This window comes from Rahnella victoriana, from assembly GCF_021276285.1.
Lineage (GTDB): Bacteria > Pseudomonadota > Gammaproteobacteria > Enterobacterales > Enterobacteriaceae > Rahnella > Rahnella victoriana.
In genome coordinates this window covers 2941670-2955283 of the sequence record NZ_CP089919.1, presented here as the reverse complement: position 1 = coordinate 2955283, position 13614 = coordinate 2941670, and the positions used below count along the sequence as shown (strand labels likewise).

Genomic DNA, 13614 nt, shown 5'->3' with positions numbered 1-13614 from the left:
ACGTCTCAACACATCTAATAAAATGCGGTAAAAGCTCGCACAATTGTGTATATAATTGCGTATAACTCAGGTTCGATGTAGAGAGCTATACACATGCCACTCAGTGATATCCAAATAAAACGCGCCAAACCAGCCGAAAAATCCTTCACCCTCAATGATGGTAATGGGCTTTCTTTACTCGTCGAAACCTCGGGCGCGAAGGGCTGGCGGTTCAGATATCGCTTTGCAGGTAAACCAAAAATGATTTCTTTTGGTGTGTATCCCGCAGTTTCTTTAGCCGATGCGCGTACCAAACGTGAAGAAGCCAAATCCCAACTGGCCAAAGGTATTAATCCTAGTGAAGCCCGCAAAACCGGTAAACTTGCTCAGATGTCCGCTGCTGGCAATACCTTCAAAGCTATTGCTCTGGAATGGCATGCCGCTAAGAAAGCATCTTGGACAGAGAATTACGCTCAGTCAGTGATTCGCCTTCTTGAGTTGAATGTGTTTCCTTTCCTGGGTGAAAGGGCTATTGGTGGGATCCAGCCTTTAGAGTTACTGCTTGTACTTCAGAAAATTGAAGGCCGGGGAGCGGTCGAATTAGCCAGTAAAGTACGCCAGCGCTGTGGAGAGGTATTCCGCTACGCGGTTATTACTGGCCGCGCCGCATATAACCCAGCTCCAGATCTGGCCAGCGCCTTACAGACACCAAAAAGAAACCACTACCCCTTCCTGATGGCGGATGAACTCCCTGCTTTTATAAAAGCTCTGGATTCCTACTCAGGCAGCATCATCACTAAATTGGCCACGCAGCTGCTGATGCTAACCGGCACCCGAACAATCGAGTTAAGGGCAGCAAGATGGGAGGAGTTTGATTTAGAAAATGCTATGTGGGAGATCCCTGCGGAACGTATGAAAATGAAACGCCCTCACCTGGTACCATTATCCACTCACGCAGTGGGTATCCTACGGCAATTAGAGACGCTTACAGGTCGTTATCAGCTTGTGTTCCCTGGGCGCAATGATGCCAGCAAGCCGATGAGTGAAGGGAGCATTAATAAGGTGCTCAAACTGATCGGATATCATGGCAAAGCCACAGGGCATGGATTCAGGCACACCATGAGCACTGTCTTGCATGAGGAAGGTTTTGATAGTGCCTGGATTGAGATGCAGCTTGCGCATGTTGATAAGAACTCAATTCGAGGGACTTATAATCATGCGCAGTACTTGGATGGTCGTAGAGAAATGCTTGAATGGTACTCAAATAAAATATTGTGGTGAATGGTATCACCACAATATATAATTAGTTAACCACAGCATCTTCTTCGGCGGCTAAAGTGTCTTTAGCAATACTATCATAATAAAACTTAGTTAACTGAGATGTTAAAAAGTCGTCCATTAAAACTTTTATGAATAAATCTTTAGACACCTTTGTATCTAAAGAAATCATTGTTTCATCTTCATTAAAACGGATGCGATCTTTGAGAGTTGGATAGGTTTTACAGAACTGAATGATACTCAAATTATCAATTCCGGCTTTAATTACAGGTGAAGCCTTGGCTACTCTTGTCAGCTTCCTAGCATATTTAACATCAGCAATTAACTCCTCTATAACATTCATATTAGCTACAATATTCATATCACTGATAGCCTGCATCCCCTGAGTCGCTTCCTTTTTTATTACTTCATGAAAACCGAACATCTTCTCAACTAATCTCAGATCAACGACAAAGAGGTTTTCATTGACTTTTATTATTTGAAAATTACCACTAACTCTGAAGAAATCCTCTTTTATTTCCTTAAGCCTTGTATCTGACTTCACAAGGAAGAAGCTATCCTGTGAGAAAATATTTACAGGAGCCATTGTTTTATATAAAATTATCTGCCTCCCAACATTACCTATGCAGATAAGTAAAACTCTTATATCTTCTAATTTATGAACATTGAAATCAAATTCCTGTTCATCTGGTTGGCCTAAACTTCGATTCAAACAGTTTAATTCTTCAGGTATTTCGATATCATAGTGATAAAGCACTTTGCCTCTTTCATCAGCGGATGAAAGAGGCAACAGTGTTAATTCTTCGTTATCGATAACATCTTTCTGTATTACATCTAAAAAAAGAGATTTAAGTCCAGATTGAGCTGGAGCCTCGATGTCCATCCTTAGGGGAGTAGGATCTCCTTTAGTTATTGCATAAACAATTACAGCAATTGAATCCTTATTTTCTACGTAATACCGGAGATCCACATCCAGCTGTTCTTTAGTTAAAACCTGTGCAGTCATAAAAATCCCTTAATTACCAGAATAATAAGAAGGATTAGCATAGAAAAGATCAGTTTTTATATATATTATACCCATGATAATCAATAATGCTCCCAACACAAAAACATACCTTTCCTTTTCAAAGTCAAATGTAATTAAAGGTATTATGTAGGTTGCCAAAAATGTTAAATGCTCGTAATTTATTTTTTCTATCTTAATGATTTCAAAAGGTAATTCAACTGACCTCCTTGTGTCTTTTTTGAATCTTGAATAAGCGAAGCGGCAATACAACAATAATAATATGCATACAGCAGGAACGATATTTGTTTTTAATAGCTCCCACGAGCCAATATATTCACAAGTTGATGAAAAACACATCGGGACTTTACATGTAATAAATATAAAAAAACCAAATAGAATAGCAAGAGATAATATATATAAATCTATTTTTCTTCTTGTTTGCTCTCTCTGTTTTTTATTATCAGCGTCCAATTAAGCCCCCTTTTCTAGATTCGATATCACAATCCCTTTTCTTACAATACATCCAGCATAGTAAAATACAAGTTTTCTAGAAACAATCTAAGTGTATGAGCACGATCACTTTACACATCATTTTGTTCATAAAAATTAAGGTTCAAATAACAAAAATTGCACTACACCGCACCCGCCTGCGGTTTTTGCAATGCATAATTTTTTCAGTTTTCATTTTCTACAAACCGATACGCTAGACCGCGCCGCGTCTGGGGTTCTCTAGCAAATCTCAAACTGAAAAGATTGAAATGAATTTCAGTATTTTTCAGTTTTAGTGTTTTGGCTATCTTGTTGAATGCTGGTTAACCTTATGTTTGCAAAGAATTTTTCTATTTTACGCGAAAATGAGGAGAGAAAAAGACAAGGAGTTTTAGGTGGGGTAAGTCGTGAGAACCCTTGCGCCACGCGCCTTGGCAGCACAAGGGATGAAAATCAAAACTGAAAAAAATGTAAGGCTAAAAATCTGTCAGTCCGCGTTTGTGCATTGCGCTCACCGGATTAACTTCGGCGTACAACCGTACTTTTTGCCTCACTGTTTCGTCGTGCTTCTTCCCACGTTTCTTTTACTGAGTTACTCAGACAAGTCGATATTTTTTCAAGCTAGGCGGGCGTGATACTGTCTTAACCTCCTTTATGATCCAACTGTATGCCCAGACTCTGAAACTTAGCATAGGGAAAAAATATCATGCTCATCACAAAAGTGTGACAGTGATCTGGTTCGGAGAAGGACCGGAAGTTGCAGATTTTAGGGTTCAAAACCCCATTAATCTCCATTCATCTTTCCATTTTTCAATTCTTTTAACTGCAATGGAATGATGTATTGAGTTTTCATTGAAGGGGCGATGTCCACCGTGTTTTTTGAGATATTCCTTGTGAACAATATAAATATCGTTCTTTACCCAGAAAAGAGGAACTATATAAAACGCCCCCTGTTCATTCGTGATATCAACAAAAACCCAAAATTCTGATTCATTTTGATTAGCAGGGCATTCTTTTCCGTAAGTGATTGAGGTCTGCCAGGTTTTTGATTTTTTGGACCGGGTTGTGAATTTATATCGTTTACCATTCGGGGCTTTGAATGTAAAAAATGTTTTATTACTCTCCTTAGTAATCAAGATATCTGTAGCTCCTAACTCCTTAATCTTGCCAAACGCTTTTGCTTGCCCTGCCTTTGCTGTGTCCACTAAAAACCCCATGCATATATTAGAATTAATAGAAATCATCAATCTGTTAAGATTAATATATTGCAGAGAAAAATAGCAACCACTAGTTAGTAAGACAAACACGTATCAATTAAAATGAGTCATCTCAAGTCATCAAAAAAATAATCAGGGGAAGATATCTTGTAGCCTCCCCCATCTGAACGCTTAAACATATCAGGAAACCTGGTTTTCCGACCCAATCACCAGCCCGGAACCGCCCCGCCGTTAAAGATCTTCTCCGCCGCTTTTGCCACTTCCGGCGACTGATAGGATTTCAGAAACTCCTGCACATTTTCCGCGTCTTTATTATCGGGACGTGAAACCAGAATGTTCACGTACGGCGAATTTTTATCTTCGATGAATACGCTGTCATGCACCGGCGATAAACCGGTTTGCTGGATGTAGGTGGTGCTGATGATCGCCACATCGACTTTCGGGTCGTCCAGTACGCGGGGGAGTTGCGCGCCTTCCAGTTCCATAATATTCAGATGATGCGGGTTTTCGGTGATATCCAGCGCCGTTGGCAGCAAGCCCTTGCCTTCTTTCAACGTGATCAGTTTCTCTTTTTGCAGCAGCAGAAGTGCACGGCCTAAGTTGGTCGGATCATTTGGGATCGCCACTGTTGCGCCATCTTTCAGTTGATCCACGGTTTTGATTTTTTTCGAGTAGCCCGCCATCGGGAAGACAAAGGTGTTGCCGACGGTCACCAGATGGTAGCCATGAGCTTTGTTATCCTGCTCAAGGAACGGACGGTGCTGGAAAACGTTGGCATCGAGTTCGCCATGTTCGGTGGCATCATTGGGCAATAACGCGCCGCTGAAACCAACCAGCTCAACGTCCAGCCCGTATTTGTCTTTGGCGACCTGTTTCGCGACTTCTGCCACATCCTGCTCAGCGCCGTTAATCACCCCGACTTTGATATGCCTGGCATCACCGCTTTTTTGATCACATCCCGCCAGCAGCAATCCTGCCAGTAATACCACCGCGCCGGTCCGTAAATGAGCTATCGTCAGTTTCACTTTTTTTCCTTAAAAAATAACCGCTAAAGAGTAATGAACTGACTATAGCAGGAGGTTTGGCGCGGTTTAAAAAACCAATAAAGCATCGCTTATAAGATAAAATTATATAGACATTAGCATCGATTTCCTCATAACTCATGTGGCGCGCACTTCCTTTGCTTTATTTATGAAATTTGTGACTCAAAGATGTTTCATTCATTTGCAAAAAGATGGGGATAAACTGTATTTTAATATCAACCTCATAGGATGTGGAAGTATAAAATGGATGAATATATACTACATAGAGATAATACTCGGGCAAATGATTACTATCAAATAATGGGTAATCTTGAAATCAGAGCATTATTACAAGAAACGATAATCGCATCGAATTACTTAAAAAATGTCAAAGTTAAACAAGATTTCATCAATAACCTCTCCCTTTTCATTGAGCACCAGAAAGAAATAATCAACGATGAATCAACACCTGACAAAAAACTTCAAGCTATCCGAGTTTTAAAACAGGAAAGAAGATATCTTTCCGATCAGGTTTTTAAGTTAAAATATAAACAAGTCAGCCTCATGATTTTACTGTCACTTGATATCATTGACAGTGCTCTGGAAACACCACTTTATTATTTCGTAAAAGGTATCGGCATTGTTTCAGGCGCTCTTCAGATACACACTGGTATTGGATTAATTGGAGGCGGTTATGTTACCGGGCCAGGTGCGGTCATTGGTAATATTGCGGGCATTACATTAGTCATCCATGGACTTGGAGCGATTCAGGAAAACTTTACCGCCATTATTACTGGAAATACAACCTATAAAGGATATTTAAGGAAAGGTTATGAAAGCGCAGCGCAACATGTTGGCCTAACAAGCGCGCAAGGGGATATCATCTATGGCGGCGTTGACTTACTATTATCGACATATACCCTCTCACGATCCGTTCTTAAACCGGAAAAAAACAGGCTGTATTATTATATGTATGATGATACCGTATTTGGATTCAGAAACATGACAAACAGAGCATTGAAAATAGAAATAGGGATAGACGGATTAACAATCAAATCGATGAGTGATTCGCTGCAACCTGTCACTACAATTATACCTTTCCCATTCCCAACGGAATGAAATAAATGATTTGACCATTAAAAACCCCTACTAATAACGATTACAGGCCACGAATTTTATGATTTCAAAGTTTTTCTTTTCTTAACATTCTAAACGATTTAAAAGATATAATTAAAGGGCCAAACATTGTAATGATTATACAAGCGACAGCATAGGTGAATATCAGAGAGATCAATTCTGGCTCTTCTATATCCTGATAATTCAACACGATTGTGAGCACAAAAATAATCGTAACCAGACTATGAGACAGTATCAATTTAAGAAAAACTGCTGATAACTCCGACAGAAGTGCTGAGGGTGTTATGCTTAACTTCTTCGCCCGGTTGCTTACCCACTCGATTTCACTATTGCGAAACCCGGATGTTTTCATTGATACCAACAACGCTTTGTTTTTCATTATTTTCATCCTTAAAAATAACAACCACAGAAAGAGTAAAAGCATAACATAATCAATTTTGAGAAAATGCTTAACTCAATAAATCTGCTACGTTTGTCTCAAAATTGTTTGCGAAAAAGACGACCTTCGCTGTTCAAATTCCGTACTACATCCAGATCTTTTCCTTATATCAGTCATAAACAATTTGCCCTCCCCGCCTCTTTTCGGAAAGAGTAGGCTTATCAGAAATAACCAATGAGAGCCTGCCGGAATGGAAATTATTGAAGCCGAAGAACAGCATATCCCCGCAATGCAGAAAATTTATGCCTGGCATGTGCTGCACGGCACTGCGTCGTTCGAGACACAACCCCCTGACGTACGCGAGATGGCAAGCCGTCTGAAGAAGATTAATGAAGCGGGGCTGCTGTGGCTGGTGGTGTTGCATGAGGGAGAAGTGAAAGGTTATTGCTACCTCGGGCGTTATCGCGAACGTTACGCCTATCGTCACACGCTGGAAGATTCGATCTACATTGACCCCGCTTTTCAGAAACGCGGCGCGGGTAAGGCGTTGCTGCGCCGGGCAATCGACTGGGCTGAAACCCATGGCTTCCGGCAGATGATCGGCAATGTCGGTGACAGTGAAAATAAAGCCTCGATTAACTTACATCTCGCGGCCGGTTTTCAGATAAAAGGCACCCTGCATTGCGTCGGATTTAAGCATGGCCGCTGGCTGGATACCGTCTTTATGCAGCGTGCGCTGGGAGAAGGGAATCAGACGTTGCCAGCGCAGGAAGGCTGACGTAAAAGAAAACGGGCAGTCTCTCTGCCCGTTTTTTTACCGCTTACTCAATCGCTAATTTTTCCCTCGCGGTTTTGCGTGTCGCGCTTCCGCCCCACACTTCGTCGTATTCGTAACCGGTCAGGTCTTTAATGACCTTGCGTGATACTTCGTCGCAGTCTTCCTGCGCGCCACCCAGTTTGAGTCGCGCGGTTTCTTTGATCAGAATTTTATGCGTTTCCCGCGTCAGTTTGAATTTGAAGGTCATGTAGAAACTGATCGCCAGCAAGGCGCCGGTGGCGAAGATCATCAGCCCGATAATCGCATGCAGTGCGCTGAGCGGTTGCGCGCCCTGCCCTTTCACAAATCCACTCTCTTCCAGTACCAGCCCGATGATCATAATGGCAATAGCGACAGTACTTTTACGGGTAAACACCATCACACCGGCAAAGATCCCCTCGCGACGTTTTTTGGTCACGATCTCGTCGACATCTGGAATAAAGCTGTAAATATTCCAGGGAATATAATAAAGCCCTGAACGTCCGAACCCCAAAATAACGAAGATGGAAGTGAAGAGAATTAACGGCACCGTGATTTTGGTGATGTAAATATAAAACAGCGCAGCCAGAACGAAGAATATACAGCCGTAGGCGATACGCAGCGCCGCAGAGGGCGAAAGATTCAACCGTTCCATGACCATCATATAGACAATGGTGGAAGGTACTGAAACAAACGCGGCAACGCTTAAATATCCCGAAACAGCCCCGACATCCTGATGCAGGCCATAAACCACATAATAGGTAAAGACGGCACCAAATACGTCCATCGCGGTGAAAGAAGCGATATAAATAATAATATGCTGGCGGAACATGCGGATATTAAAGGACGAGATAAAATCCAGCACCAGACTTTTCAGATGGTGCCACAGGCTGCCGCCGGTTTCCATTTCCGGTTCCGGTTCATTGGGATCCCGTACATCTTTGGCTTCCCAGGTACACATCCAGGTGGTTAAGACCGCCAGGCAAAATACCGTGGCGAAAAACATACCGGTATAGGTGTAAGTCATCGGATTATCTTTACCGGTATACATCATGATCACGCCCGGCACCGACACCGCCAGAAAACCGCCGAGCTGCGAACAAATCATCCGCACACCCGCCAGACGGGTACGTTCGCCAAAACGGTTGGTCATCTCTGCGGCCAGCGTTTCCCACGGCACCAGTACCATCGCTGAAAGTAACTCAATCGACAGATAAGTGCCGAGATAATACCAGTAGCCCATGTCCTTGACCCAGACCAGTGCATACAGGAACATCAGCGGCGAACTGATCAGCAGGAAAAAGCGACGGCGGCCAAACCGTTTACCGAGCCAGGTATTGCCGAAGTGGTCGGTGATATAGCCCATGATCGGACTTAATATGGCGTCGATCACACGGGCGATGGCAAAAATAGATCCCGCTTCCAGAACGGACAATCCGCAATACGTGGTATAGAAGAATAAAAGCCAGGTACCGATAACGGCGAATGCACCGCCACCAAATAAGTCGGTTACGCCATAGCCTATTGCTGTGCCGTAACCTACTCTGCGTTCAGTAGGTTTCATTATTATTATCCTGTGAGGTAAGGTTATTTTAAATTATTCAATCAGCCAGCGTGATCCATTTCCCTGATTGTGAGGAGCGGTAAATTGCCCCGATAATATTCAGAGACACTTCGGCTTGTGATACAGAGGTATAATTTTTTTCTTCAGGATGACGAACGGAATAATAAAAATTTGAGACTGCCTGACGGTGACTGTCGCCCCAGTAGCTTTTTGCTGCCCCTGACGGGCTGTCATCACTGACCAGCAGTGTTTTATTTTCTCCTTCAATCAGCCACAGCGCATTGTGGTGCAACTGCAGCAGTCCTTTTTCACAATGAATTTCCAGCAGCAACGGCGAATCGGTGCTGTGACAGTTGGTGGCATAAAACATGCCGCGTGCGCCGTTGCCCATTTTCAGACTGGCCATCGCGGTGTCTTCGTTTTCAGTCACATCACTGAGAAAGGTTCTTTCCACCACGCCTTTCAGCGCCTGGACGCCACCGGCAAACCACTGCATTAAATCCAGCGTGTGGATGGCCTGATTGATCAGCAGGCTGCCGCCCTCGGTGGCAAAACGCCCGCGCCACAGGCTTTCGGTGTAATAAGCGCCGCTGCGCGACCAGGTCAGCACCGCTTTGATACTCAGCATGTTGCCCAGTTGCCCGCTTTCCAGCAGCGTTTTAATTTTCCGGCTCGAAGGGTTCAGGCGGTTCTGATAACAGACGCCAACCAGCCCCGCCGCCTGGGTCTGTGCGAGTTTAATGGCGCTGACTTCACCGATATTCAGCGCCACCGGTTTCTCAGTGAAAACATGCTTTCCCGCCGCCAGCGCGGCGAGAATAGCCTCCTTGTGCAGATGATGCGGCAGGCAGATATGCACCACGTCAATCTGCGGATCGCACAACATTTCGTGATAATCCGTATAAAAATCACAGCCATATTCCTGCGCCAGCGCCCGGCCTTTGCCAATATCGCATTCGGCAATCGCCCGTAACTGGCAGTCCGGCTCATGCCGGATCGCCGCCACATGGCAGGTATGGATAGCGCCGCAGCCAATCACCGCCGTCTGGAGAGTTTTCATGATCCGCCCCTTCTCAGTGCGTTTCGTTTGCCAGCATTTGCGCGCGGACGCACAGCTCGGCAGCTTTAAACGCATGCTCCTGCGTCATGGCGTGTTCGGTACGGTTCAGGCAATCCAGGATCAGCTGACCAAAGAACGGGAAGCCGACATTGCCGGAAACCGGATAGCGGAATTCGCCCTGCTGATTGACCAGATACACCACGTCCTGCTCGCCGAGCGTGAGATCGACATATTTGCGGATCTCGATATACCCCTCAGTGCCGAGCAGCGTCAGACGGCCATCGCCCCAGGTGCTCAGTCCTTCCGGCGTGAACCAGTCGCAGCGGAAATAACCGCGTGCGCCGTTTTCGCCTTCCAGCATGGTGTCGCCAAAATCTTCAAAGTGCGGATATTGCGGATGATTGAAATTCAGTGCCTGTGCGGCCACCACGCGGGCGTTGTGGTTGCCGGTGTAAAACAGGAACTGTTCAATCTGGTGGCTGCCGATATCACACAGAATGCCGCCAAAACGTTCTCTCTCGTAGAACCAGTCAGGACGCCCTTCTCCCTCGCGGTGCGGACCGGTACCGAGGGTTTGGATCACCCGGCCGATGGCCCCTTGCTGCACCAGTTGTCCGGCAAATACCGCGCTTTCGACATGCAGGCGTTCGCTGTAATACACGGCATATTTGCGTCCGGTTTCCGCTACTTTCGCCTTCGCCTGTGCCAGTTGTTCCAGCGTGGTCAGCGGCGCTTTGTCGGTGAAATAATCTTTGCCGGCCGCCATGACTTTCAGCCCCAGCGCGCAGCGTTCAGCGGGAATGCCCGCACCGGCGACCAGTTGCACTTCCTTGTCATCAAGCAGCGTCTGCAACGAATCCGCGACCTTCACCTGCGGATACTGCGCGACAAATTTCTCCACTTTGGCCGGATCAGGGTCGTAAACCCACCTGAGGCTGGCCCCCGCCTCAATCAATCCGTTACACATGCCGTAGATATGCCCGTGATCCAGTGCCGCTGCGGCAATCACGAACTCTCCCGGTTTCACAACCGGCTGCGGTTTGCCCACCGGCGCATAGTTCATTCCGTCTTTATTGCTCATGTTCAGGCTCCTTTATCCATGTTTTTACCCAGCGGGATCGCGTCTTCATTGGCGAAGTTTTCTACAGAGGCGGATTTTTCATAAAAATGCGGTGCCAGCGAAACCAGTCCGCCGGTCTGATAGAACGGATCGGCAGGGGTCAGCGGCAGAGAAACGATGCTGCGGGTAATGGCGGATTTATAAATCGCGGCGATCAGCTCCAGTGAACGCTTGCCCTGAATGCCGTCTATCAGCGGTGCGGTGCCGGTTTCCAGCGCCGTCAGGAAATTGTCGATCTGACCGGTATGCAGGGTATAGGTCAGTTTGGGGATCGACTGGTAAATGTCTTCCAGCTGATTCTCGTGATCCGTATCGCGCGCATCGATCGGGAAACCGTTAGGCGCGGAAATGCTGGCGTATTTGTCCCACGGGGCTGAAATGCGCGCATTCTCACCCTGAATCACAATCTTCTGATCTTCGCCGTGATGCACCACGGAGGCGGTCAGCTGGGTCAGCGCGCCGGTGTCATATTTGAAAATGGCCGCCGACAGATCTTCCACTTCCGCATTATCGTGTGCGGCATTGGTGATCATGGAAACCACTTCGGAAGGGAAGCCGAGCATCCACTGAATAGCGTCGATATGGTGAACGGCGTGGTTGAGGGTGCAGCCACCGGCTTCTTTTTCCCAGGTGCCGCGCCACCATAAATCGTAATAGGAATGCCCGCGCCACCAGAAAGAATCCACCTGCGCGTGGCACACCTTGCCCGCCTCGCCGGAATCGATCACTTTTTTCAGCCGCCAGAACGCATCGGTAAAACGGTTCTGCGCAATGATGGACAACGTTTTGCCGCTCTCGTTTGCCGCGCGGATCATCGCGTCACATTCCTGCAAAGACGCCGCCATCGGCTTTTCGCACAACACATGTTTGCCCGCGTTGAGCGCATTAATGGAAATTTCCGCATGGACATACGGCGGCGTACAGACGTCAAAAATGTCGATATCCGCCTGATTGAGGATATCCTCATGGCGGGCGTAGACCTTCGCATTCGTCAGGCCGTAATGGCGTTTTTTCTCTTCGGCTTTCTCCGGATAAATATCTACCAACGCAACAATCTGGCAACGATCAGCAAACTCTAAATATCCCTGAATATGGTTATGGGAAATATTACCCGTACCAATAATTGCTATTTTCAGCATTATCTTACTCCTAATATTGAACCGGACAGCGGGCAGATTTACGCCGCACAAAGGACGTCACCGTATTGAATTCTTTAAAGATTCAGCGCGGATAAATACCTTATTTTTTTGTTTCTGAGATTTATATTCCGGAGAGTAGTAATGGATTTTTTTTCCAACAACCGCTATTTGTGACAGGAATTGCAGTGCCGTTTGCGGGATTTGCTATCATTCTGAATAGCCCATCAATTACAAGCAGTTAAGCGTGGTAATAAGTCCATCTGCATATGAGGCGTTGATCACAAAATGACGGGAAAATTAAAAATCAGGCAAATTGCCGAGTTAACCGGGCTTTCTCCGAGTACCGTTTCCCGGGTGCTGGCAGGGAAAGCCAATGTCAGTCCGCAGGCAAAAGAGAAAGTATTTACCCATGCGCGTTCAATGGGTATTTTGCGCGACATTCCGGCCAGCCGGTTGTTAATGAATTGTCTGCTGATCTGTGCGCCACCGGCCGCCTTCTCCCCGCATGAAGATCGTTATTATTATGAAGTCATTCAGGAAATCACGGCGGAAGTGGCACGCTTTGATATTCATGTGCGCAGGTGTGCGCTGACCGTGAATGATCCGGACATCGCCGTGTTTATGCAGGCGCTCAGTCAGGGGGATGTCGACGGGATTATCATCATCGGCATTGATGACGTCATGCTGTACCGGCTGGCGGCGGAATCCAACAAGCCGGTGGTGATGATCAATGCCAAAGACAGCGAAATGCGCCTCGACTGTGTTTCCGCCGATCACTATTCCATTGGTTACAGCGCCGCCAACTATCTGTTTGTCAGAGGCCATCGTCCGGTTTTATTGTTCACCGACCTGCGGCGTGAAACCATGATGCAGCGTCTCGACGGCTTTAAACGTGCCTGCCTCGAGCACCATGTGGCATTCGACGAAGCCCTGCATTTGCTGGTCAATCATGGCAACGGAGGGGAACAGGCGCGGGAAACGATTGAGAAGTATCTCCGGGAACATCAGCGGGCAAACATGCCGTCAGCCATCGTATGCGGAGGCGATCAGATCGCGCAGGCCACCGTAGACGCCCTGACTAAACACGGCTTTAAAGTCCCGGAAGATATTTCCGTGATGAGTATCGATTTCGCGCACGATATGAAAACACCGGCAGCGGAGAGTTTTACCGCCGTGCATCTGCCCTGCCGCGAACTGGGTATCGAGGCGGTGTATATCCTGCAAAGCCGCCTGATGCGGGCAACGGGAGCGAAATTCAACCTGCTGTTACAGGGCAAAAACCACACCGGCCAGTCGGTGGCCGATGTGAAATGGAAACGTAAAGGGCTGTATTCCGCCGCCGGTTAAGCCACGCACCCGGGGGGCACATTCTCAGCGTCGCGCTGTTTCATCTCCTGCTAGACTTTTGAGTCTTAACCTCAAAAAAGA

Annotated in this window: 13 protein-coding genes; 4 read left to right on the top strand and 9 right to left on the bottom strand. The window is 46.4% G+C overall.

Annotated elements, in window-relative coordinates; genetic code table 11:
• Window positions 1-93 precede the first annotated feature (93 nt).
• Entirely contained in the window at window positions 94-1260 is a 1167-nt protein-coding gene (locus tag J9880_RS13775) for a tyrosine-type recombinase/integrase (protein ID WP_232769486.1), read from the top strand.
• A gap of 22 nt (window positions 1261-1282) precedes the next feature.
• Here J9880_RS13775 and kwaB read toward each other — a convergent pair whose 3' ends face one another.
• From kwaB to nlpA, 4 genes are all read right to left on the bottom strand, one after another.
• Window positions 1283-2263: an anti-phage protein KwaB gene (kwaB, locus tag J9880_RS13770; protein WP_232769485.1), complete on the bottom strand. Its 981-nt coding sequence runs from the start codon at window positions 2261-2263 to the stop codon at window positions 1283-1285.
• Between the two features lie 9 nt (window positions 2264-2272).
• The gene (gene kwaA, locus J9880_RS13765) at window positions 2273-2734 is read right to left on the bottom strand and encodes an anti-phage protein KwaA (RefSeq protein ID WP_232769484.1); all 462 of its coding nucleotides are present in this window, start codon (window positions 2732-2734) and stop codon (window positions 2273-2275) included.
• A gap of 791 nt (window positions 2735-3525) precedes the next feature.
• Complete coding sequence (locus J9880_RS13760) at window positions 3526-3957, bottom strand: hypothetical protein (protein ID WP_232769483.1); 432 nt, start codon at window positions 3955-3957, stop codon at window positions 3526-3528.
• 218 nt (window positions 3958-4175) lie between these two features.
• Window positions 4176-4994 carry a lipoprotein NlpA gene (gene nlpA / locus J9880_RS13755; protein ID WP_232769482.1) on the bottom strand — a complete coding sequence of 273 codons (819 nt, stop codon included), beginning with the start codon at window positions 4992-4994 and terminating at the stop codon, window positions 4176-4178.
• A 261-nt stretch (window positions 4995-5255) separates the two neighbouring features.
• Between nlpA and J9880_RS13750 the strand changes: the two genes are divergently transcribed.
• Window positions 5256-6110 (top strand): DUF4225 domain-containing protein, encoded by an 855-nt coding sequence (locus J9880_RS13750; RefSeq protein ID WP_166654447.1) that lies wholly within the window; start codon window positions 5256-5258, stop codon window positions 6108-6110.
• Window positions 6111-6174: 64 nt separating this feature from the next.
• On the opposite strand, the gene J9880_RS13745 is transcribed toward J9880_RS13750, so the two are convergent.
• A complete protein-coding gene (locus J9880_RS13745; protein WP_232769481.1) occupies window positions 6175-6507 on the bottom strand; it encodes a hypothetical protein in 333 nt (110 codons plus the stop codon).
• A gap of 250 nt (window positions 6508-6757) precedes the next feature.
• Here J9880_RS13745 and J9880_RS13740 point away from each other — a divergent pair, with 250 nt between their 5' ends.
• Entirely contained in the window at window positions 6758-7285 is a 528-nt protein-coding gene (locus J9880_RS13740) for a GNAT family N-acetyltransferase (RefSeq protein WP_095922909.1), read from the top strand.
• Between the two features lie 43 nt (window positions 7286-7328).
• Here J9880_RS13740 and J9880_RS13735 read toward each other — a convergent pair whose 3' ends face one another.
• From J9880_RS13735 to J9880_RS13720, 4 genes are read right to left on the bottom strand one after another with little or no spacing between them, the layout of a single operon-like run.
• Window positions 7329-8867 carry an MFS transporter gene (locus J9880_RS13735; RefSeq protein ID WP_232769480.1) on the bottom strand — a complete coding sequence of 513 codons (1539 nt, stop codon included), beginning with the start codon at window positions 8865-8867 and terminating at the stop codon, window positions 7329-7331.
• A 37-nt stretch (window positions 8868-8904) separates the two neighbouring features.
• Window positions 8905-9927 (bottom strand): Gfo/Idh/MocA family protein, encoded by a 1023-nt coding sequence (locus tag J9880_RS13730; RefSeq protein ID WP_133822893.1) that lies wholly within the window; start codon window positions 9925-9927, stop codon window positions 8905-8907.
• A gap of 13 nt (window positions 9928-9940) precedes the next feature.
• Window positions 9941-11008, bottom strand: coding sequence for a Gfo/Idh/MocA family protein (locus J9880_RS13725; RefSeq protein ID WP_232769479.1), 1068 nt, complete (start codon window positions 11006-11008; stop codon window positions 9941-9943).
• Between the two features lie 2 nt (window positions 11009-11010).
• Window positions 11011-12186: a Gfo/Idh/MocA family protein gene (locus J9880_RS13720; RefSeq protein ID WP_232769478.1), complete on the bottom strand. Its 1176-nt coding sequence runs from the start codon at window positions 12184-12186 to the stop codon at window positions 11011-11013.
• A 285-nt stretch (window positions 12187-12471) separates the two neighbouring features.
• Between J9880_RS13720 and J9880_RS13715 the strand changes: the two genes are divergently transcribed.
• Window positions 12472-13533 (top strand): LacI family DNA-binding transcriptional regulator, encoded by a 1062-nt coding sequence (locus tag J9880_RS13715; RefSeq protein ID WP_095922914.1) that lies wholly within the window; start codon window positions 12472-12474, stop codon window positions 13531-13533.
• Window positions 13534-13614: the final 81 nt, after the last annotated feature.